Origin of the sequence: Photobacterium lutimaris (assembly GCF_003025555.1) — a bacterium.
In the GTDB taxonomy this organism is placed as follows: domain Bacteria; phylum Pseudomonadota; class Gammaproteobacteria; order Enterobacterales; family Vibrionaceae; genus Photobacterium; species Photobacterium lutimaris.
Map to the genome: position 1 here is coordinate 1,120,002 of NZ_PYMH01000001.1, position 20,291 is coordinate 1,140,292.

Here is a 20,291-nt window from a genome sequence, read left to right on the forward strand (position 1 = left end):
TTGTTTGCAGGTTAACCTTTATTTCACCATTAAATCCGCTGGTTCACCGGTTTCGATTTTGCCCGACACCAGCCGTAACCCCATATGTTCAGCCGCTAAAATCAACGCATCCATATCCCCTAAGTACGGATCTGCTTCATTCTTGTTCTTACTGATGTACTGGTACTTCTCATGTCCTTTACCGCATAGCAACAGAACATCACCAGATCGAAGATCAGCGATTGCTTCTTTAATGCCTTCTGACCTGTCTTTGATACAGATGACTGTTTGATCCGTCTCAGAAGGGAGATGGCGGGTTAAAGCATCAAACAACGCATCCTGACTCACTCCCAGCGGATTATCAGTTGTCAGTACCAATCGGTCAGACTGATTAAAGCAAAGCTGCCCAATCTCTGGCGCATCAGCCAACCGCTCGCCAGTTACACCAATCACCGTTACAACTTTACCAGTGTTGTGTTCACGGACATTCCGGTACAAATTGCTCAGGCTATCGAAATTATGGGCATAGTCGAGGATCGCCGTAGCACCATTACTGAGAGGATACACTTCACTTCTTCCAGGTGCTGGTTGCATGTCACCAAACAATGCCAATACTTCGCTAATCACCAATCCCAGAGCCAGCATTGAGGCAATAACTGCTAAGCTATTTTCAATATTGAATCGGAACGGCAGTTTTGATACCACCTGATACTCTGTTCCTTGGTATTCCAAGCTAAATTCACTGCCACTACAGGTTGAATGTATCTGTGACACATAAAGATCAGCTTGATCGTCGGTACAGCTGAAAGTGATCACCTTACAACGGCTTCGGCAGCGCTCTATCACGGAAAGCGCCTGTTCATCGTCAAGGTTAACAATTGCGACACCACCGGGCTTAAGCCTGTCGATCAATCGAAGTTTGGCCTGAATGTAATCTTCCCTGTGCTTATGATAATCAAGATGATCAGAACCGATATTGGTAATAATCACTGTATCAAAATCAATATGTGTCACTCTATCTTGTGACAGAGCATGGCTGCTGACTTCCATCACATGGTGAGAAACATCTGACTTTTCCATGGCATGAAATAGGTTTAAAAGCGTAATCGCATCGGGCGTCGTATTATCTAGCGGGTAATAAACATTGTCGAAAGAACTGCCGAGCGTACCGGTATAGGCCGACTTACCTATCAAGTTCAATAATTGGTTTAGGCAATAAGCAACTGTCGTTTTACCGTTTGTACCCGTAACCCCGATATGTTTAATTTTATCTTGTGGATATGCGTAATATTGATTGATTAGACTTACTGAAGTGCTGTGACTTGGCGTCACAATACAAGGTACTGACAGATCCAATGAACGATTCGCAATGACACCACAAGCGCCACGCTCAACCGCATCTTCAGCAGATAGATGACTATCCCAAGTCAAACCTTGTCTACAGACAAACACATCACCTGGGTTCACCTTTTGGCTATGAGTTTTGAATTCTTTCACAGGCATTGCAGCTAATGTCGTTAAAAATTTTCGGTGGCTATTGTTCATATTTCGTCTCACCCACAAGGGCATATTACTCAATTTTTGTTTAATCTTAACGATTCGTCGAAGTCTATAATCAATGCTGATATCTTAGCGCTATCAAGCGATATCCCCCAAGATCTCAGCTGTGCTGTCAATTATTCGCGATGACATCCTTCTCCCGACTATTTTTGAGCCGCAAGAATACCACGACAAATTTACGATTGGCCTCTCTGATTACGCAGAACACGTTTTTGCTCCCGCCCTTTTTGAACAACTGCTTAGTGATTGTCCAAACAGCAAGGTTTAATTAGGAGCCGTTGTATGGGGAATACATATAAGAAAGCCACTCCGCCCTACCTGAACGATTCAAACAAGGGACGAGAAAACTTGATACTGTTCACTATTTCCCGAAATTACTGCTTAACAAATGTTTGTAAGTCACTGCTTTTAAACTATGTTTAAAAGTGATTGATACGGACGGAGTAATTAAGAATGCCACTGCTAGCTTGCCCACTTTGCGAAAAAGAGATATCTAAACGCGCCCATTCCTGCCCTAATTGTGGTGAGCCAGACCCATTTCGCTACTATAGCCGCAAGAGCTGGGTTGAGCGCATTATATGGACAGTCGTGATAGCCATTATTGTTATCTACAGTTGGGTAGAATTGCTACCTATGGCCATTGAAGCGCTTCGCTAACGCCATCATCAACAATGAAGTTTTTCTTTTTTTAGCTGATGAGCTTCTATCTCGTTAATTAGGCTAAGTCTATATTGGCACAGATGGACATACCGACACCTGTGCCGCAAATCAAAATTCCTCGTTCTACTTTGCCTTGGTTTATCAGTTTTGTCACCTCCCCCGCAAACAAAGCTGAATGCGTTCGGGTTCTATCATCTGTGCCAACATTCACCACTGAATGGCCCAAAGCCTCAAGATTTTCTGTTATACGACACTTCATATCAACGCCAGTATGATCATTGCCAATTGCTATTTTTATATTGATTCAATCCTTTATTTAAAGCTATACCAAACACAGTAAATAATGAAATGTTCATTTTTTAACCTACCATAAATAAAAAAGCCAGACTCAGATCAGCCTGGCTTTTACTATTTAAATCAAATTGCCATTACATCGTCGGCATCACAAAGCTGCTGCTGTGCTGCTCTAGTCGAACACTGGCAGGCCAACGGCTAGTCACTGTCTTCATTCGGGTATAGAAGCGCACACCATCGTTACCGTGAACATTCAACGGACCGAAGACTGAACGCTTCCAGCCACCGAAACTGTGGAACGCCATCGGCACAGGAATTGGCACATTCACACCTACCATTCCAGCCAGTACATCTTCGCTAAACTGACGCGCAGTTTCACCATCGCGGGTAAAGATAGCCGTACCGTTGCCGTATTCGTGGCGATTAATAAGCTCAAGGCCTGTCTGGTAATCCGGCACGCGAACAATCGCCAATACTGGGCCGAAGATTTCTTCTTGGTAGATAGTCATTTCTGGTGACACATTGTCGAACAGAGTTGGGCCAACAAAGAAGCCGTTTTCATGGCCTTCAATGCAAATATCACGGCCATCAACAGCCAGTGAAGCCCCTTGCTCTACACCTGATGTGATGTAATCACAAATCTTCTGTTTGTGCTGAGCTGAAATAACTGGGCCCATATCGTTTTCAGGGCCTTCAACCACACCCGGGCCAACCTTCATCACATCAATTTGCGACTTCAGTTTGTCTATCAGTTGCTCAGCGGTTTCGTCACCCACTGCAACCACAACGGACAATGCCATACAGCGCTCGCCCGCAGCGCCATAAGCTGCGCCCATGATAGCGCTTGTTGCCATATCCAAATCAGCATCAGGCATCAGGATGCAGTGGTTTTTAGCGCCTCCAAGCGCTTGGCAACGCTTACCGTGTGCAGAGGCTGTTGAGTAAATGTATTCTGCTATGGGTGTCGAGCCAACAAAACTTACCGCTTGAACACGTGGGTCAGTAAGCAGTACATCAACCGATTCTTTATCACCATTGACGACGTTAAATACACCATCTGGCAAGCCTGCTTCTTTCAACAATTCCGCAATAACCAAGCCCAATGATGGATCTTTCTCTGATGGTTTCAGTATAAAGGTATTACCCGTTGCCAAAGCAATCGGGAACATCCACATTGGTACCATTGCCGGGAAATTAAATGGAGTAATACCGGCACATACACCTAGCGGTTGCATCAATGAATGACTATCAACGCCTGTACCCACGTTTGCTGAGTGCTCACCTTTTTGCAGATGCGGAATGCCACAAGCAAACTCAACCACTTCAAGGCCACGAGTCACTTCTCCCACCGCATCAGAATAGACTTTTCCGTGCTCGTTAGAAATCAAACGAGCTAGCTTATCCATGTTCTGCTCTAACAATGCTTTGAACTTGAACATGACACGGGCACGTTTCAGCGGTGAGGTTTTCGCCCAAGCAGGAAATGCTTTATCAGCGACTGCGACAGCTTCAGCGGTTTCAGCCGCAGAGCTTAGAACCACCTGACGAGTTTGCTCGCCTGTCGCCGGGTTAAATATCGGTGCAAAGCGCTGGCTGTGGCTTTCGCAGATTTGGCCCTGAATGAAGTTTTGAACTGTTTCCATTGATTTTGCTCCTGTCATTACTCTTGGCCTTCGCCAGTTAATAGCCCGGCCTCGCGAGCAAGTTTTTGTAAATTGTTAAAACCTAAAGTTGCATACGTCATTGGGTGAGCAATGGAAGGGTCCTGCTCTGCCTCTACAATACACCAACCTTGATAATTCGCTTTCTTCAGCTGCTCAAACACCGCTGGGTAATTGACGCAACCATCACCCGGTACTGTAAATACGCCATCTAATACCGCATCCAAGAAACTGGTATTTCGGTTTTTCACATCGGCCAGAACATCCGCTCTTATATCTTTGGTGTGAACATGGTTGATACGATGAGCCCAACGTGTTGCGACTAGCACTGGATCGGCACCAGCGAAAGTCAGATGGCCAGTATCAAGCAGTAAGCCCACCTCATCACTGGTGTATTCCATCAAGTTATCAATATCTTCAGCAGTTTCGATAACCGTGCCCATATGGTGATGGTAGGCAACTTCAACCCCCTGGCTTTTGGTGTACTTGGCAAACTCGCTGAGTTTTTTGCCATATTCTTGCCACTTCTCAGCGGGGAATTTTGGTCGTAAGCGTACTGGCGTATCTTGTAACCCGTGAATGCAATCGGTCACTTCAGCGAATACCATGACCTTGGCATCCAACTCACGCAGTAATGTTAAGTGAGGTTGTACGGCTTCAATTTCTTCTTCTACCGAACGGGTCAGCAGTTCACCGGAATACCAGCCAGAAACCAACTTAACATCGTGGTTTGCCAAAATTGGCCCAAGCACGCTGGCTTCGCGCGGAAACTTATTCCCCAGCTCAAAGCCAACAAAACCGGCTTTTCGCCCTTCCGTCAAACATGTCTCTAGCGGTGTTTCAGCCCCCAGTGATGGCAAGTCATCGTTGGTCCAAGTCAGTGGGTTGATACCTAGTTGAACAGTCATGCTTATTCTCCTTAAATAACTTGCTGTTGTTTGGCGATTTCATAGCGTGCTCTGGCCGCACGTACTTGTTCACGCTCAGACACTTCGGGGACTGCGACTTCCCACCATGAACCACCAGACTCTGTGGTGCTTAGTGGGTCTGTATCCAAGGTGATGACATAAGTCGATGTCGCCTGCTTGGCTCGCATCAAGGCTTGTTCAAGCTCTGCGATATTGGCGACTTTTTCTGCCTGCGCTCCTAGCGAACGGGCATGGGCTGCAAAATCAGTTTTTGGTGCGCCTTCTTCAACGGTGTTGCAGTCTTTGAGCAAGTTATTGAAACCTGCCCCACCGCAAGCATGCTGAAGTCGGTTAATGCAGCCGTATCCACGGTTGTCCAACACCACTAGAACCAGCTTGTGCCCTAACATAACCGAAGTGGAAATTTCAGAGTTCAGCATTAAATATGAACCATCGCCGATCATGACGAAAACGTCAGAGTCTGGTTTGGCCATCTTGACCCCAAGACCACCGGCGATTTCATAGCCCATGCAAGAGAAGCCGTATTCCAGGTGATACCCTTTGTCATAACGTGTTCGCCATAACTTATGCAATTCGCCAGGTAAGCCACCCGCAGCACAGACAACAATGTCTTTTTCATCAGCGGCACGGTTAACCGCACCGATAACTTCTGCATCGGTCGGCAGTTCAGTTCCACGGTCGGTCATGGCAATAGAAACGGTTTCATTCCACTCCTGACGAAGCGTCTCTGCTTCATGTTGCCAAACTGAAGATATCTGCCAGTCAGCCAATTGCTGCGTTAGTTTAGGCAGTGTTACCTTGGCATCAGCCACCAACGGCGTTCCGTAATGCTTGGTGGCATCAAAGCCGTTTACATTCAGTGATACAATTTTTGCGTCAGCCTTAAATAAGGCCCTTGAGCTAGAGGTAAAATCTTGCAAACGGCTGCCCACAGCAATGATCACGTCAGCTTCCGCAGCCATTTTATTTACGGCTGCCGAGCCAGTTACGCCGATTGAACCAAGATTGGATACGTGATCCCACGGCAGTGCACCTTTACCGGCTTGGGTTTCACCCACAGGCAATTGGTAGGTCTCAACAAATTCACGGAATTGCGCTAATGCGCCGGAGTAATGAATACCACCACCCGCAATAACCAACGGCTGTTTAGCGTGTTTGATCAATTCAACGACAGCTGCCAATTCTTGCTCATCCGCCCCCGGACGACGTACACGATGGATTGTTTCTTTGAAGAAATGCAACGGGTAGTCAAAAGCCATGGTCTGAACATCTTGCGGGAGTGCAATGGTTGCAGGGCCGCACTCAACCGGATCCGTCAATACGCGCATCGCTTGTGGCAAGCTATTCAAAAGCTGCTCGGGACGCGTAATGCGATCAAAGAAGCGGCTGACGGGTTTGAAACAATCATTCGGGGTGATTGTGGCATCACTCCAGTCCTCAACCTGTTGTAAAACAGGGTCTGGTTCGCGGGTGGCAAACGTATCTCCAGGCAGAAGCAGAACTGGCAGACGATTGACATGTGCAAGTGCAGCAGCCGTCACCATATTTAATGCGCCTGGGCCCACAGATGTCGTTGCCGCCATCATACGCTGACGGTTGTTTGCCTTGGCAAAAGCAATCGCACTGTGCGCCATCGCCTGCTCATTATGGGCTCTGTAGGTTGGCAAAGTTTCATTGGCGTGGTAAAGCGCCTCCCCTAGCCCTGCGACATTGCCGTGACCAAAAATAGCAAACACGCCAGCAAACATGGATTGGATTTCACCATCAACATCCACTTTTTGCGCCTGCAGGTATTTCACCAGTGCCTGAGCCATTGTCAGGCGTACAGTATTAACACTCATGGTCTACTCCTTTAGCCACGCTGACGCCATAAAGTGATTAAGTTGTGATAGTTCTCCTTGATTTGGGCAATCAAACCGGCATCATCAATCTCGTTAGCAAGCCATTGGCGGGATGGCTGTCCGAAAATTGTTCTACCAACCGCAAAGCCTTTCACTACATCGGTACTTGCCGCTGCATTAAATCCGGCTTTTAATTCATCTTCTGGTGCATCCAAGCCCAGTAATACAACACCACGGCAGTGCGCATCACGGGTTTGAATCAGGTCATTGACTTCGCACCAAGATTCAGCAGCCATCGGCGGTAGTTTCCACCAGTCAGGTTTAACACCTAGATTGTAGAAGCGCTGCATGGCACGCAGATATAGCGCATCGGAACGTTCCATATCGGCAGGCAAAATGATTTCCAACAGCAATTCATGGCCTGTTTTACAGCACGCTTCATACACTTCACGCACTTGCTTTTCTTGCTCAAGACGCAGCGCATGATGATCATCTGGGTGGAAGAACACCAAACATTTCACAACATGCTCTAACGGCCAATCGATTAGCTGGGAGCCGATATTGCCGTGCTCTAGTTCAAGCGGGCGGGAAGCTGGCAACTCTACCGGACGACCAATCCACCAACCTTCACCGGTAATGTCATTCAAGACATCTTGGCCGAATGTGCTATCACACAGTAATCCGGCTTTGCCTGATAACCCGGCTTCTTCTGCGACTTCACGACTTGCTCGTAGAATAAGCTTTTTCAGTGGCTTAACTCGGCTAATATCAGCATTAGCTTCGCGTGCCATATCAACAAACTGGATACGGTGATCAAACGCCAACACACACAACTCTTCCCACTCTTTATCCCGTGTTGTCACTCTGTGTAGGTGGTTCAAGCGTTCATCGAGATCCGGGCGAGGCACATCATGGGCACGCGTCAGGTAATCATCCAACTCTTCCTTTGAAGGCATCGCTGGTGCACAACCATGTCGTGACACGACTAAGGCACCACACGCATTGGCATAAGCGCACGCCTTTTCCCAACCTTCCTCGTTGAGGTATCCGCGCAACAGGCCAGACATAAAGGCATCACCGGCCCCAAGAACATTGAGTACATCAACGCGAACCCCTTCAACGGTGATCCCTTCATCAAGATCATGAGGAATATCATCAGTAAACACTGAGCATCCCAGAGGGCCACGCTTACAAACCAATTCGGCTTGGCTAACCTCACGTACCGCTTTTAAAGCTTCCACGGTATCGGTTGAGCCACCCGCAATATGGAATTCTTCTTCTGTTCCGACAATTAAATCAAACAGCCCTAGCACCTCTTGAAGCTGCTCGGTAACCTTGCCAGATTCAATAAAGCGTGTTTCACCGTCACCAAGAGCGGTTAGCCCCCAAAGAACAGGCCGGTAATCAATATCAATCGCTGTCTTCACGCCATGTTTACGGGCATAGCGCAATGCTGTTAGTACCGCTTCACGGGTATTAGGGTGAGATAAATGAGTACCGGTGATCGCTAGGCAACGGGCTGAAGCTATATATTCTTCATCAATGTCATCAGCAGTGATTGCCATATCAGCACAGTTATCACGGTAGAAGATCAGTGGAAAGGTATCTTCATCTTTAATACCAAGAATAACCAAGGCGGTTAAACGGTCTTCGTCAGTAATTAAATTACTGGTATCAACCCCTACCCGCTGAAGCTCTTCTCTTAAGAATCGTCCCATGTGTTCATCACCGACTCTAGCAAGCATGGATGATTTCAATCCCTGTCTTGCCGTGCCATAGGCGACATTGCCTGATGAGCCACCGAGATACTTAGAGAAAGTGCCCATATCTTCAAGACGAGCACCGATCTGCTGGCCATACAAATCCACGGCAACTCGCCCCAAACAAATAAGATCTAACTTCTTATTGCTGGTATTCATCCTTTTCACTCCTTCCTCTAACCACTGCTGTAGTTAAAAACCGTTCTGATAATCGTTGAACTGATTTTGACAATCAAAGTTGAGAACACCTATCTCAACGCTCATTGATTCGATGCAACCATCATACGAAACATTTGTTTCAGTTTAAACATAAAACGAAATGAAAAATATTTTTTGTGATCAAGGTAAAATTTCCTCACTCAGAAAAGGCGTGTAGAACAGAGACTATAATGGAAAATATTTTTCAAATACCAGCAACATAGTAGCAACATCAGCCTAATGGCGTAACATTCCATTCCTTATCAACAACTTAGCATTATCATAAGATGCAAACGCCATATTTAACGTTAAAAATCATAACTTTATAGAATAAAATAGCCATTAGACATTGATTTCAGTGAGACGTGGTTAACAATTTTGTCATTTACAGTCAATCCGGGGTGGTTATTAATTAAGCTCGAGCTTATAGTTGTTTACATAAAAATAATAAATTTATTTCAATCAACGTGAACACGCTTTCTGACAATGCATTTCGTTGTAGAAAGTGATCAGTACCTATCTACCGAATAAATGAAATATACATTTCATAGAAGAAAACGGTTAGGTACACAATAAAAAGGAGGCAACAATGCCGTCACTGATACATGGAATTACTTCTCTACTTACACACTCTATCTCAACGACAAAAGCCCTTTTAAAGGGAGTTCTGCGTAAAGTTGCTATCATTGGTGCGGTGTTAACACTCGCAGCGTGTGGTAGTGAGGAAGGTGAAGGAAAAATAAAGATTGGCGTCGCTATCCCTAACTTTGATGATACATTTTTGGTCAATATGAAAGACTCCATGGAGAATTACGCCAAAGAGATGGGCGATGTAGAGCTCATTTTCGTCGATGCTAAAGAAGATACAGTGAAGCAGCTGGGGCAAATCCAAAACTTCATCGTCCAGCAAGTAGACGGCATCATCCTTGTACCGGTTAACACTGATGCAACCCAACCAATGACCGACAGCATTCAAAAAGCAGGCATCGAACTGGTTTTCTTAAACCGTCGTCCTTCTTACCTGCCAGAAGGTGTGTCTTATGTGGGTTCTGACGAACTTCGCTTCGGTGAAGAGCAGGCAAAATATGCAGCCTCTCAAATCGATGGCGGTAACATTGGCATCATCATGGGTATGATGACGGTTGAAGCTGCAATCCTTCGCACTCAAGGTGTAGAAGACTTTTTCAAAGATAAGCCAGAATACAACATTACCCGTAAACAAACCGGTCTGTGGCAACGCTCGCAAGGCATGATCGTAATGGAGAACTGGATCAACTCTGGCGAGCAAATTGACATTATTCTTTCGAACAATGACGACATGGCATTAGGCGCAATTCAGGCACTGCGTGCTGCAGGCAAACTAGATGACACCATAGTAGTCGGTGTTGATGCGACTCCAGATGGCATCATGGCTATTGAACAAGGCGCTTTGGATGCCACCGTTTTCCAAGATGGTGTAGGTCAAGCCAAAGGTGCACTAGATGCAGCACTGAATGCTATCAATAAAAAACCACAAGAAAAAATCACCTGGATTCCTGCGGAGCTTGTTACCCAAAACAACCTCGCTGAATTCCAAGCCAAAGGTTAACCCACCTCTCCCTCTCTATAGATCACTTATCTGGCCCTACTCTGCGTTAGCCACGTAGGGCCTAATTTGGAGCAAATCATTATGAGCCAAGTAATACTTGAGATGCGTGGTATTACCAAGACCTTTCCTGGTGTAAAAGCACTCAATAATGTGCAACTTACGCTAAAAAAAGGCCGCGTAATGGCACTCATGGGCGAGAATGGTGCAGGAAAATCAACCTTGATGAAGGTGCTGTTTGGCACATACCACCGGGATGCAGGCACTATTCGCTACCAAGGAGAACTCGTCGACTTCGCTGGCGCCAAAGAATCACTGGAAAGTGGCATTTCAATGATTCACCAAGAACTCTCTCCCGTTCTACACCGTAATATTGCAGAAAATATCTGGCTGGGCCGAGAGCCAATTAAAGGGCCATTGCGACTGATAGATCATAAAAAGATGTTCGCCGATACAACAGCCCTACTCCAGCGTATCGACTTGGATCTTGATCCTCGAACCTTAATGAGCGACCTAACCGTTGCAACGATGCAAATGGTCGAAATCGCCAAAGCCATTTCATTCGATTCGAAAATTATCATCATGGATGAGCCAACTTCGGCTCTGACTGACAAAGAGGTCACGCACCTATTTGAAATCATCGAAAAGCTTAAATCCCAAGACGTTTCTATGGTGTATATCAGCCACAAAATGGACGAGATATTCAAAATCTGTGATGACATTACGGTATTTCGTGACGGTTGCTACATTGGCGAACGAGAAGCAAGAAATACGAATCATGATGAGCTCGTTCAGATGATGGTGGGTCGTGATCTTGGCGATGTTTTCCCACCCCCAACTGCCAAGCCGGGAAAAATTCGACTTGAAGTGAAAGACCTATCAGTTAACGACTGCTTTAAACCCATGAACTTCAAACTTCATGAGGGTGAAATCCTAGGTATCGCAGGTCTAGTTGGTGCTGGTCGAACCGAACTAATCGAAACGTTGTTTGGTGTTCGTGAAAAAGATACCGGTGAGATTTGGATCAACGGCGAACATGTTGAGATCAGAGCACCGCAGGATGCGATTAGCCACAAAATGGCTTTCTTAACAGAAGACCGCCGCCATTCTGGCCTTTATCTGATGCTAGATATTTTTGCCAATACCTCTATCGCCCACCTCGACGCTTACAAGAGCCGCGTTGCAAATGTACTTGATGTTCGCCAAATGCGCTCGGACAGCGAGGAACACTGTAAAAAGCTCAAAGTGAAAACCCCGCACATGAGCGAGGCTATTGATAACCTCAGTGGTGGTAACCAACAAAAAGTATTGTTGGCCCGCTGGATGTTAACCAAGCCCGATATTCTATTCCTCGATGAACCGACCCGAGGTATTGATGTAGGTGCAAAATCTGAAATCTACAAACTCATGCGTCTTTTAACCGGTATGGGGAAAAGCTTGGTCATGATCTCGTCAGAATTGCCAGAAGTTATCGGCATGAGTGACCGTGTACTGGTCATGCATGAAGGCAAGCTAAAAGGCGAACTCGACGGCCATGAGGCGACCCAAGAAAAAATCATGTCGATGGCATTGGCATAACTGCCCAAGCCATACCGTATAATCACTGCTGTCGTGACAGGGTGACGCAATAATTTATCAAGGAAAGTCATTATGATTGCGAAGTTAATAGAAGCAACGTCTGGTGCGAAATCACCACAGAATTATAAACGCTTGATTTCAAAGTATGCCATCTACGTTGTATTCATCGCCATGTGCGTGGTGATGACGATTTTATCTCCAGTATTTCTTACAGTAGCCAACTTACTTAACGTTGTTACCCAAATGGCCAGTATCGGCTTATTGGCACTTGGGGTAACCATCATCATTATTACCCGAGGTATCGACTTATCATCGGGATCAGTATTGGCGGTCGCCGCTGTCGCCTCGGCCAGTATGGCGCAAACGCTAGACTGGGGTATGAGGATGTATCCTGCCATGCCTGAGCTACCGGTTATTGTGCCGATCCTTGTCGCTTTAGCTGTCGGTGCGCTTTGTGGCTTCATCAACGGTGCACTGATCGCTTATACCGGTATCCCTCCGTTCATCGCCACCCTGGGTATGATGATCATCGCTCGTGGTGCTGCCCTGCTCTACTCAGATGGCCGCCCAGTCAGTAGCCTTATCGATTCATACCAATGGATTGGTCAGGGTACCATTGCAGGTGTTCCCGTTCCGGTAGTGATATTTATTGTGATGGCTATCGTTTCTTACATCCTGCTCAACTACACCCGCTTCGGTAAATATGCCTACGCAATTGGTGGTAACGAAACAGCCGCCTATGTTTCAGGTATCAACGTTAAGAAGTACAAAATACTGGTATACACCTACGCTGGCCTACTAGCCGGTATCGCAGCGCTTATCCTTTCTGCCCGTATCAACTCTGGCCAGCCTGGTCTTGGGGTCATGTACGAACTGGATGCCATTGCCTCAGCAACCGTTGGTGGTGTATCCCACGCCGGTGGTATCGGTACGATTCAAGGTACTATTATCGGTACCATGATTATGGGTGTGCTACAGAATGGCCTCGACTTATTGAATGTCTCGGCTTACTGGCAGCAGGTCGTCAAAGGCCTGGTGATAATAGTGGCTGTTGTCTTCGATATGAAACGACAGAAGAAGAGTAAATAACCATACCCCTTAATAAATGCGTAAAGATAAAAACAACTCGAGCCTATAAAGAATTAGCTTTACTGTAGGACTTCACGTTGAAGTGCCACGTTTCTCCCCTAGGGTTACGTGGCTTTTTTTACGGTTTAAGGTTCAAATTTCTGTGCCTAACTGCTCTAAATACGCTTCCATATAGTGCGTTCTTTTCTCCGCTTCAACCTTCGCCGATACCGTATTCATCGTATCTTTCAACTTAAAGAGCTTGGTGTAGAAATGATCTATAGTGTATTTCCGATCATTTAACTCTCTGCCTGTACTAAACGGGTCTTGCGCATCATATAAGCTGACACCTAGGTTTGAACTAACCTGGATACACCGTGCGATACCAATGGCACCTAAAGCATCTAGCCTATCTGCATCCTGAACGATCTGTGCCTCTAAAGTCTCTGGCTTTATATTCGCGCTGAAACTATGCGCAACAATGGCATGATGAATTGCCTCGAAATACTGTGAGGGATAGCCAATACTGGCCAGAAACTCCACCGCTTTGTCAGCCGCAACCTGAGAGCTTTTAGCCCTCTCAGGGTGATTCTTTGGAAACGAAAAGCAATCATGTAGATAAGCGGCAGGAAGAACAATCTCAAGTGATGCCTCTTCACGTTCACATAGCGTCTTGGCTGTTTTGACAACTCTAAACACATGATTCATATCATGAGCGAGATCCTGTTGCATTTCAGCTTGAATAAACTCTACAAACTGATTTTCTAACTTGGTTTCGAAATTTTCTTGCACTGTTCCCCCCTAACCTGCCTAGACGATAGCGCCAGTCGAGTTGTTAATAAAATAGAACAGAAATAGTACCTTAAAGACGCAAACCACCGTAAGCGAAAATGCGATTAAAAGAAATGGAAGCCAAAGATGTCGACAGCCATCTCGATCCTGTACAATGCGCGCGTTTTAAAACGTTAATCAGGCATTCCCGTGAAACTCAGTAAAAGATTGAAGAAAATCGAGCAAATGGTCACACCTAACTATACCCATGTTTGGGATTGTTGCTGTGACCATGGTTTTATCGGTGCAGCACTCTTGTCTCGACAGGCGGCAGAAAATATTCATTTTGCTGATATTGTTCCGGACCTGATGGCAGCATTGGAAAAAAAACTTCAGCGTTTCTACCCAGGGGCCGCATGGGAAGTCCACTGCCAAGATGTGGCAAAGCTTCCTCTATACCAATATGACGGCAAGCATTTGGTCATCATCGCCGGTGTGGGGGGAGACTTAATGAGCGAACTTGTAGCCGCAATTCACCAGAACCATCAAGATGGTAATATTGATTTCTTACTGTGCCCCGTTAATCACCAGTTTACGTTGCGCAAGACATTGATTGAACAAGATTTTGGTCTAAAGCACGAAGTACTCATCGAAGACAATCGCCGATTTTATGAAATTATGCTCGTCTCATCGACACGCAGAGACAATGAGCAAGTCAGTGCTGTCGGTAGCAAAATTTGGCAATATGATTCGACCGAACAAGCCGACATCGCAACAAAGTACAAAGACAAAACGTTGAGTCATTATCGCCGTATTCAACAGGGAAACACAGCCGATAACAATATTCAGGCCATTATTGATGATTATTGCGCTGTAACTATTTGAGTTAATGCTTAACATGAAGCAAAAAACGAGTTGAAGAGATAAGTACCCTCTGCGCTCGGTTCAATATCTAAGATGCATGTGCAGTAAAACCACCTCTTGCCCTTCATGCGAGAGTCGGGGCTCTGCACTATACGGCACAAAGCCAAGCTTGGTATAAAGTAACAAAGCGCGTGTGTTGTAATTGAAAACCGATAAACACGGTGTCGCTTGGTAAAGATCAAGGCATTTAGCAATAAGGCACTCTAGTAAGGCTCGCCCAATCCCCTTCCCTTTGTGGCTATCACGTACTAAAACATTACCGATAAATGCACTCTGAGACGGTTGGATATTATATAGGTTTCCAAAAGCAACAACCTGACCATCCTCCATACATACCGTTAGCTCAGACCTTTCTCTGGCAATATCGCGGATCTGTTCCCGGTCCCACGGAAAGGTGCCGGACGGACAAACTGAATACAGCTCTTCGGGAGAAGAGACTAATTGAGCGATCTCACCAAAGTGTGCCTCACTCGCACTCACAAATTCCATATATCCTCCGAGGAATTAGCGTATGACACAAGCTCCTGTATTCCTAATGATCCGTCCCCGAATACACCCACATTGGTTCGGTGTTCCCTGCCCTTTCAAAACCTAAAGATTTATAAAAATTGACAGCTTCACCATCCGCTGTAAGCATTTGTTGATGAAAAGAATGATACTTAGTTTGCATCAGCGCCATTATTTTCCGTCCAACCCCTTGGCCATGGAATTCAGGATGAACAAGCATGTGAGGATAGTAAACAACGAGGTGACCATCTGAAATCGCATTGCCAATGCCGATAAGTCGACTACCGACTCTGGCTGTTACTAAACTGTCTGAATTTAGTAGCGCTGGTAATAGCTTTTCCGGTTTCTCTGCAGATGACCAGTCATTGGCTTTATACAGGGCAATGACTTCCGTTTGCTCGATATCCTTATCGAATTTTACTGTTAAATCCATTTTTCTCTTTCCTTAATACTTACAGCAACATCTATCCTGCTCTACTACCATTCGCACGTCTGTTTCTGGTGTTGCTAAACAAGGCGTCAGCTTATCGGCATACCCGATATCAGATAACATGCCTTGAGAAACTTCCCCAGCTATTTTACTCCGGTAAATTAACAACGAACAGCGCTTGCTTACCTTCGATTTCGTATGGATTTTCACGTTCTTGCTTTATTCCCGCGAGAATTAAGCGAACATGATCACCCAGATCCACAATCAATTTATTGCATTGATTTAGCCAAACATTTTTTAGTATCCACGGTGAAGATAAACAAGGCAAGGAACTGATTCATAAATTAATAACTCGGTCGAAAGTCCTATCGAACTTCGCCAGTATCCCACGTGTAATTGTCGAGATGGAAGCCGGTGGTGCTTCACATTCTTGGGCACGTGAACGAGCTAAATTAAACCATACCGCTTTGGAAATCCCACCAATATTGACGCCATCATTGATGGTTATAGCCCCGTAGCTATTTGACTTTTCATGTTCTTGATATTTAAATAAGCAATATTCTATACGATATGAAAGGAGTTTTATCGTGAAAAAGTTACTCAGCTTAGTTTTTATCTGCTTCACCCTCTCTGCTTGTACCGAGGTAGGCAGCGAAGCTTGGTGTGAAGATCTAAAAGAAAAACCGAAAGGTGATTGGACGGCAAACGAAGCCAAGGATTACGCTAAACACTGCATTTTATAATCGTTCGGCCAAGATGCTAGGTGATGACTTTTCCTAGCATCACTGGCTGTAAGCCTGCACAGAGCACAACAAACCCTGCATGGTGAACTGATCGTCTATCTGGCGGTAATCCTTACTTACCAGCATAAAGCCTATTAAGAGCTTGCTGTGCCAACGTGACGTCTAACCCTTGCTTTGAATAGCGCCTATTTAGGCTATAGGTATACTATCTAGAAGCTCTCTATATATGGTATGTATTTACTTGGCTCCCACCCTTTTGACATACTCAAACACGCTAAAGTCATCATCATCGGCAATCGGGTTGAACACCCTAGTTTTGATGTAACCCTGCTTTTCATAGAAATGGTGATTGCGCAAAGACCCTGATGGCGTTAATAATTTGAAAGCAACGGCTTCACCAAATTGCTTTTCGATTAACCCCATCACTTGCGAACCAATCTTTTTATCCTGAAATTGTTGTCCTAGAAATACGTATTTAATATCCAAAATTTTATCTGCATCGAGCTCCACACAGAGTCCACCTGCGAAAGCTCCGCCATATAACACTTTATAAAAGTTTCCTTTGTCAATTTCGGCACATATCCAGTCCATCGATTCTATGTTAGGAGGGTAAGAACCATACTTGTTGGAATCATCCTCAAATGCGTCGAAAGCACAATTTTGAACTAGTGCGGCCTCATTCAAATTAACCGACTTAATTTTTACAGTGAACATAACAGCCCTCAAACGATGGTACTCAGTCACAAAAAATAGTCTGCTCGTAAATCTTTCCTTCTTTTACAAGTACCTAGGTCAATGGAATACTGCCTAGGACTCCGCTATTACAAAGTGTTCCAGTTTAAAAATTTGATTTTCAGGAATGGTTCTACCTACAGGGGTAAAATACACGGTATTAAGGTCATCCAAAGTTTTATTTTCTTTTAATGAGAAACCATTTTGGGATAATAGGGTTTCGATTTCTTCAGCGGTGTAGAATGATATCCAAGGTTCACCCACTTTTGCTGATATACGTTTTATTGCCTCAGCCCGCTCCGCCGCTTTTGGGTAGCCCTTACCAAAGCAGGCTTCAGGATCTTTCTCAAGTAATTCATCGACGTAAGATACAAACAATGTAGATCCTGTTCTTTGAGTAAGTGCAGCCAGTTCTTTGATTGTTGAAGTCGTCGCCTCTTTGCTTATGTACTGAGAAACACCTTCTAGCGTAAAAACTGTGCGCTTACTTTGATCAAAACCCGCAGCCAAAAGTTGTTCAGTTAGTGACTGATGATTGAAATCAACGGCCACATAGCTAACATTGCTAGAGTTAGGTAAATCTTCAGGAAGTTTGGAACGTTTCTTCGCCTGAACTTCTGGTTGATCAACTTCAAAGATTTTCAACGACGATGGTAGTTCTAGACGGTGAGCTCTCAAATCATAGCCAGCACCTAGAATGACGTATTGCTCTGCACCACTAGCAGCACTTTTTTTGATTAGCTCATCAATGAAACGAGTACGCGAAATTAAATGCTCGTGGAAACCAGGCGCGAACTTTTGAGTTAACCAGACGCTAAGCTTATGCCCCAATAGCTTGATCAAGCTAGCACCTACAACAAATCGTTCGGCATAGGGATCATTTATGACACGTCTATCAGGTTTAGCCAGTGTTTCAATCAAACGCTGTTTTGCCACCCCTTGGGCAGTACCGTCTTTTCTAAAAATGGAATTACTCATACACACCCTTGTATTAAACTAACGAATGACATGGACTCCCCCTCATCAGGCTCTGCCACACTTGGTAAGTCTGACTACAGTCCTTGGAGGCCACCATGTCACAGTCAATTTATGGCATTGATTTAGCCAAACATTCGTTCAGTATCCACGGCTAAAATGAGCAAGGCAAGGTACTGATCCACCAAACAATAACCCGATCGAAAGTCCTTTCTACTTTTGCCAATAACCACGGGCTATCTTCCGGCTGGAAGCCAAAAATCCTCGTAGTATCTGTCGCAACTCAGTAACAGCACCGAATACCAACCAATATAAAACCACACTGTTTTCTAACGGATTTGCCGACTTCACCGGGTCATTGCAATAGCCAATGATGGTGTAAGCTTCAGACCTTTTGCGGGAAAACCTGATATTGCGGTGGGCACTGCAGATGCCTTCTAACGAATGAGGAATCGCAACCGCGTAGTGTCATCAGGGTCATGGCATCAAAAGCCATTAAACAGACCGAATATAGAGCGGAAGTCCAGACCTTGCGTTACCTGACGCTGTTGTTGACAACCGGGGGGAGTCCATGTGGCCGTGTTAAGTAGTGAGCAACGCTACCACCCAAGCCTAAACCTTGCCACATTTAACACTAAAGCCGACCTGAACTGAAATTGCCAAGCGTTGAGAATCCGTCTTAAATGCTTTGATATATTTCTGTTTTCGTCACTCTAATTTCGCACATACTAGCGTAAAAACAAAAACTTAACTTTGAAGGCATGGACTTTTGATATGTATTCTGTAGTAACCAATAACACTGCTTACAATAAACAACACATCGATGAATACCGCTACTGGTGAGCCGACTATAACATCATGCACACCCCACATTCCTGTCCCAATAACCATCAGCCAACGCATTAGCTTGTCATTGCTACTAAACGAAGCTTTTGTATGCAATAGCGATGCAGTGCAACTCAGAACACTCGTTAAACCACTGAAAGTCACAACAGTACCTAACAATGTCACGAAATAGAACAACCACTTTATTTTAGGCGTTGAAATGAAGATACCGGCTAAGTATCGACATGCTCCTATTACCAGCAAACATGCGGCCGTCCACTCTTTAAGTAGGGCGAAATGCGCTGCAATCAATAATGCCGATATACATAAAGCAGACAAAAGCAGTGTACGATTTTTAAACTGAAACGATGCGATATCGAATAGCGCAGCTAAACCAACCAATATTTGGGAGGCAACAAAAAGGGACATAACCCCTCCAATAATAACCAGGTAATATAGAAAACGTCTTAGCGGCTCAGAGCTATAAAGCGCTGAACAATATGATTCAGGTTATAAATTGCAGGGGAGGTATATCGCGACAGCTTGAGTCTGACGAAGTTGAGAATGACAGGCAGAGGGAACTTGAACGTTAAATAGATTCATATTGTACTCCTCCCGTCAGTGTAGCTAATAATAAACGCGATTTTACAGGAAAATGTCGAAGAAAAAAGGTGATGTCACCTTTTGTTACCATTCAACATAACCCATTGATCTTATGGATTATGACAATAGCCAAAAAGAAATATAACGTCTCGCTAAGCAGCCAAAACAATAGCTGCAACTTTAGCACACCACCGTAAACACCCAAGCCGCTGCACATCTAGACTGCGCGTGTTAAGTCCAGAATCCACTTGAGGCGCTTGTTATGCCTATTATCTAAGTAAGCACTATTTGTTATTGTTATTTTTCTTACTCAACAAATGCTCTTCATACTTTTTAGAAATCCATTGATGAATATGGAGTCCTGTTTTACGAATAAGATACCAATCTATAGCAGCTAAAATAACAAAACCTATTATAGTTCCCATTATAAATCCTCCATACGAGCCGAAATGTAATTTTATCAAATAGTTAATAAAAAACCGTGAACCTAAATAGGTTATTTAGCTAGATTCAGATAATGTCCCCAAAAACGGAGGCATAACGCCCAATTAAGTAGCGGGCAACGTTACCACCCTACCTAAACCATTGAGCCGTAAACACTTAAGCTGATTCAAACCAAAAGTGCCGAACGTTACGAATCTGCTTGAATTGCTTGAGTTGCTAGTTAG

The 20,291-nt window shown here is 44.9% G+C and carries 19 protein-coding genes and 1 pseudogene; 6 read left to right on the forward strand and 14 right to left on the reverse strand.

What is annotated here, in order from left to right; genetic code table 11:
- Nucleotides 1-18 precede the first annotated feature (18 nt).
- Nucleotides 19-1,524: a Mur ligase family protein gene (locus C9I99_RS04855; protein WP_166645447.1), complete on the reverse strand. Its 1,506-nt coding sequence runs from the start codon at nucleotides 1,522-1,524 to the stop codon at nucleotides 19-21.
- Between the two features lie 468 nt (nucleotides 1,525-1,992).
- Here C9I99_RS04855 and C9I99_RS04860 point away from each other — a divergent pair, with 468 nt between their 5' ends.
- Complete coding sequence (locus tag C9I99_RS04860; RefSeq protein WP_107347681.1) at nucleotides 1,993-2,196, forward strand: zinc ribbon domain-containing protein; 204 nt, start codon at nucleotides 1,993-1,995, stop codon at nucleotides 2,194-2,196.
- Between the two features lie 58 nt (nucleotides 2,197-2,254).
- On the opposite strand, the gene C9I99_RS27655 is transcribed toward C9I99_RS04860, so the two are convergent.
- From C9I99_RS27655 to C9I99_RS04885, 5 genes are all read right to left on the reverse strand, one after another.
- Nucleotides 2,255-2,503, reverse strand: a complete 249-nt coding sequence (locus C9I99_RS27655; RefSeq protein WP_425320611.1) for an RpiB/LacA/LacB family sugar-phosphate isomerase — start codon at nucleotides 2,501-2,503, stop codon at nucleotides 2,255-2,257.
- Nucleotides 2,504-2,627: 124 nt separating this feature from the next.
- On the reverse strand, nucleotides 2,628-4,136 hold the full coding sequence (locus C9I99_RS04870) for a CoA-acylating methylmalonate-semialdehyde dehydrogenase (RefSeq protein WP_107347683.1): 1,509 nt from the start codon (nucleotides 4,134-4,136) through the stop codon (nucleotides 2,628-2,630).
- A gap of 17 nt (nucleotides 4,137-4,153) precedes the next feature.
- A complete protein-coding gene (gene iolE / locus C9I99_RS04875; RefSeq protein ID WP_107347684.1) occupies nucleotides 4,154-5,062 on the reverse strand; it encodes a myo-inosose-2 dehydratase in 909 nt (302 codons plus the stop codon).
- 11 nt (nucleotides 5,063-5,073) lie between these two features.
- The gene (gene iolD, locus C9I99_RS04880) at nucleotides 5,074-6,924 is read right to left on the reverse strand and encodes a 3D-(3,5/4)-trihydroxycyclohexane-1,2-dione acylhydrolase (decyclizing) (RefSeq protein ID WP_107347685.1); all 1,851 of its coding nucleotides are present in this window, start codon (nucleotides 6,922-6,924) and stop codon (nucleotides 5,074-5,076) included.
- An 11-nt stretch (nucleotides 6,925-6,935) separates the two neighbouring features.
- Nucleotides 6,936-8,843 (reverse strand): bifunctional 5-dehydro-2-deoxygluconokinase/5-dehydro-2-deoxyphosphogluconate aldolase, encoded by a 1,908-nt coding sequence (locus C9I99_RS04885; protein WP_107347686.1) that lies wholly within the window; start codon nucleotides 8,841-8,843, stop codon nucleotides 6,936-6,938.
- A 628-nt stretch (nucleotides 8,844-9,471) separates the two neighbouring features.
- Here C9I99_RS04885 and C9I99_RS04890 point away from each other — a divergent pair.
- The 3 genes from C9I99_RS04890 (at nucleotide 9,472) to C9I99_RS04900 (ending at nucleotide 13,134) form a co-directional block, all read left to right on the forward strand.
- Entirely contained in the window at nucleotides 9,472-10,470 is a 999-nt protein-coding gene (locus C9I99_RS04890) for a sugar ABC transporter substrate-binding protein (protein ID WP_107347687.1), read from the forward strand.
- An 81-nt stretch (nucleotides 10,471-10,551) separates the two neighbouring features.
- Complete coding sequence (locus C9I99_RS04895) at nucleotides 10,552-12,045, forward strand: sugar ABC transporter ATP-binding protein (protein WP_107347688.1); 1,494 nt, start codon at nucleotides 10,552-10,554, stop codon at nucleotides 12,043-12,045.
- Nucleotides 12,046-12,117: 72 nt separating this feature from the next.
- Complete coding sequence (locus tag C9I99_RS04900; protein ID WP_107347689.1) at nucleotides 12,118-13,134, forward strand: ABC transporter permease; 1,017 nt, start codon at nucleotides 12,118-12,120, stop codon at nucleotides 13,132-13,134.
- Nucleotides 13,135-13,266: 132 nt separating this feature from the next.
- Here the strand turns inward: C9I99_RS04900 and C9I99_RS04905 are convergent, their stop codons facing one another.
- Nucleotides 13,267-13,905 carry an HD domain-containing protein gene (locus C9I99_RS04905; protein ID WP_243734590.1) on the reverse strand — a complete coding sequence of 213 codons (639 nt, stop codon included), beginning with the start codon at nucleotides 13,903-13,905 and terminating at the stop codon, nucleotides 13,267-13,269.
- A gap of 189 nt (nucleotides 13,906-14,094) precedes the next feature.
- Here C9I99_RS04905 and C9I99_RS04910 point away from each other — a divergent pair, with 189 nt between their 5' ends.
- Complete coding sequence (locus C9I99_RS04910; RefSeq protein WP_107347690.1) at nucleotides 14,095-14,769, forward strand: tRNA (adenine(22)-N(1))-methyltransferase; 675 nt, start codon at nucleotides 14,095-14,097, stop codon at nucleotides 14,767-14,769.
- A gap of 60 nt (nucleotides 14,770-14,829) precedes the next feature.
- On the opposite strand, the gene C9I99_RS04915 is transcribed toward C9I99_RS04910, so the two are convergent.
- From C9I99_RS04915 to C9I99_RS27395, 3 genes and pseudogenes are all read right to left on the reverse strand, one after another.
- Nucleotides 14,830-15,297, reverse strand: coding sequence for a GNAT family N-acetyltransferase (locus C9I99_RS04915; RefSeq protein ID WP_107347691.1), 468 nt, complete (start codon nucleotides 15,295-15,297; stop codon nucleotides 14,830-14,832).
- A gap of 43 nt (nucleotides 15,298-15,340) precedes the next feature.
- Nucleotides 15,341-15,748, reverse strand: coding sequence for a GNAT family N-acetyltransferase (locus C9I99_RS04920; protein WP_107347692.1), 408 nt, complete (start codon nucleotides 15,746-15,748; stop codon nucleotides 15,341-15,343).
- Nucleotides 15,749-15,779: 31 nt separating this feature from the next.
- A pseudogene (locus tag C9I99_RS27395) lies at nucleotides 15,780-16,016 on the reverse strand (tRNA-binding protein); the annotation flags it as partial.
- A gap of 316 nt (nucleotides 16,017-16,332) precedes the next feature.
- On the opposite strand from C9I99_RS27395, the gene C9I99_RS04930 reads away from it, so the two are divergent.
- Nucleotides 16,333-16,488, forward strand: a complete 156-nt coding sequence (locus C9I99_RS04930) for a DUF3012 domain-containing protein (RefSeq protein ID WP_107347693.1) — start codon at nucleotides 16,333-16,335, stop codon at nucleotides 16,486-16,488.
- A 237-nt stretch (nucleotides 16,489-16,725) separates the two neighbouring features.
- Here C9I99_RS04930 and C9I99_RS04935 read toward each other — a convergent pair whose 3' ends face one another.
- From C9I99_RS04935 to C9I99_RS27145, 4 genes are all read right to left on the reverse strand, one after another.
- Nucleotides 16,726-17,202 carry a GNAT family N-acetyltransferase gene (locus tag C9I99_RS04935; RefSeq protein ID WP_107347694.1) on the reverse strand — a complete coding sequence of 159 codons (477 nt, stop codon included), beginning with the start codon at nucleotides 17,200-17,202 and terminating at the stop codon, nucleotides 16,726-16,728.
- Between the two features lie 93 nt (nucleotides 17,203-17,295).
- Nucleotides 17,296-18,198 (reverse strand): class I SAM-dependent methyltransferase, encoded by a 903-nt coding sequence (locus C9I99_RS04940; RefSeq protein WP_107347695.1) that lies wholly within the window; start codon nucleotides 18,196-18,198, stop codon nucleotides 17,296-17,298.
- Between the two features lie 744 nt (nucleotides 18,199-18,942).
- Nucleotides 18,943-19,449, reverse strand: a complete 507-nt coding sequence (locus C9I99_RS04945; RefSeq protein ID WP_107347696.1) for a YgjV family protein — start codon at nucleotides 19,447-19,449, stop codon at nucleotides 18,943-18,945.
- Nucleotides 19,450-19,907: 458 nt separating this feature from the next.
- A complete protein-coding gene (locus C9I99_RS27145) occupies nucleotides 19,908-20,048 on the reverse strand; it encodes a hypothetical protein (RefSeq protein WP_166645446.1) in 141 nt (46 codons plus the stop codon).
- Nucleotides 20,049-20,291: the final 243 nt, after the last annotated feature.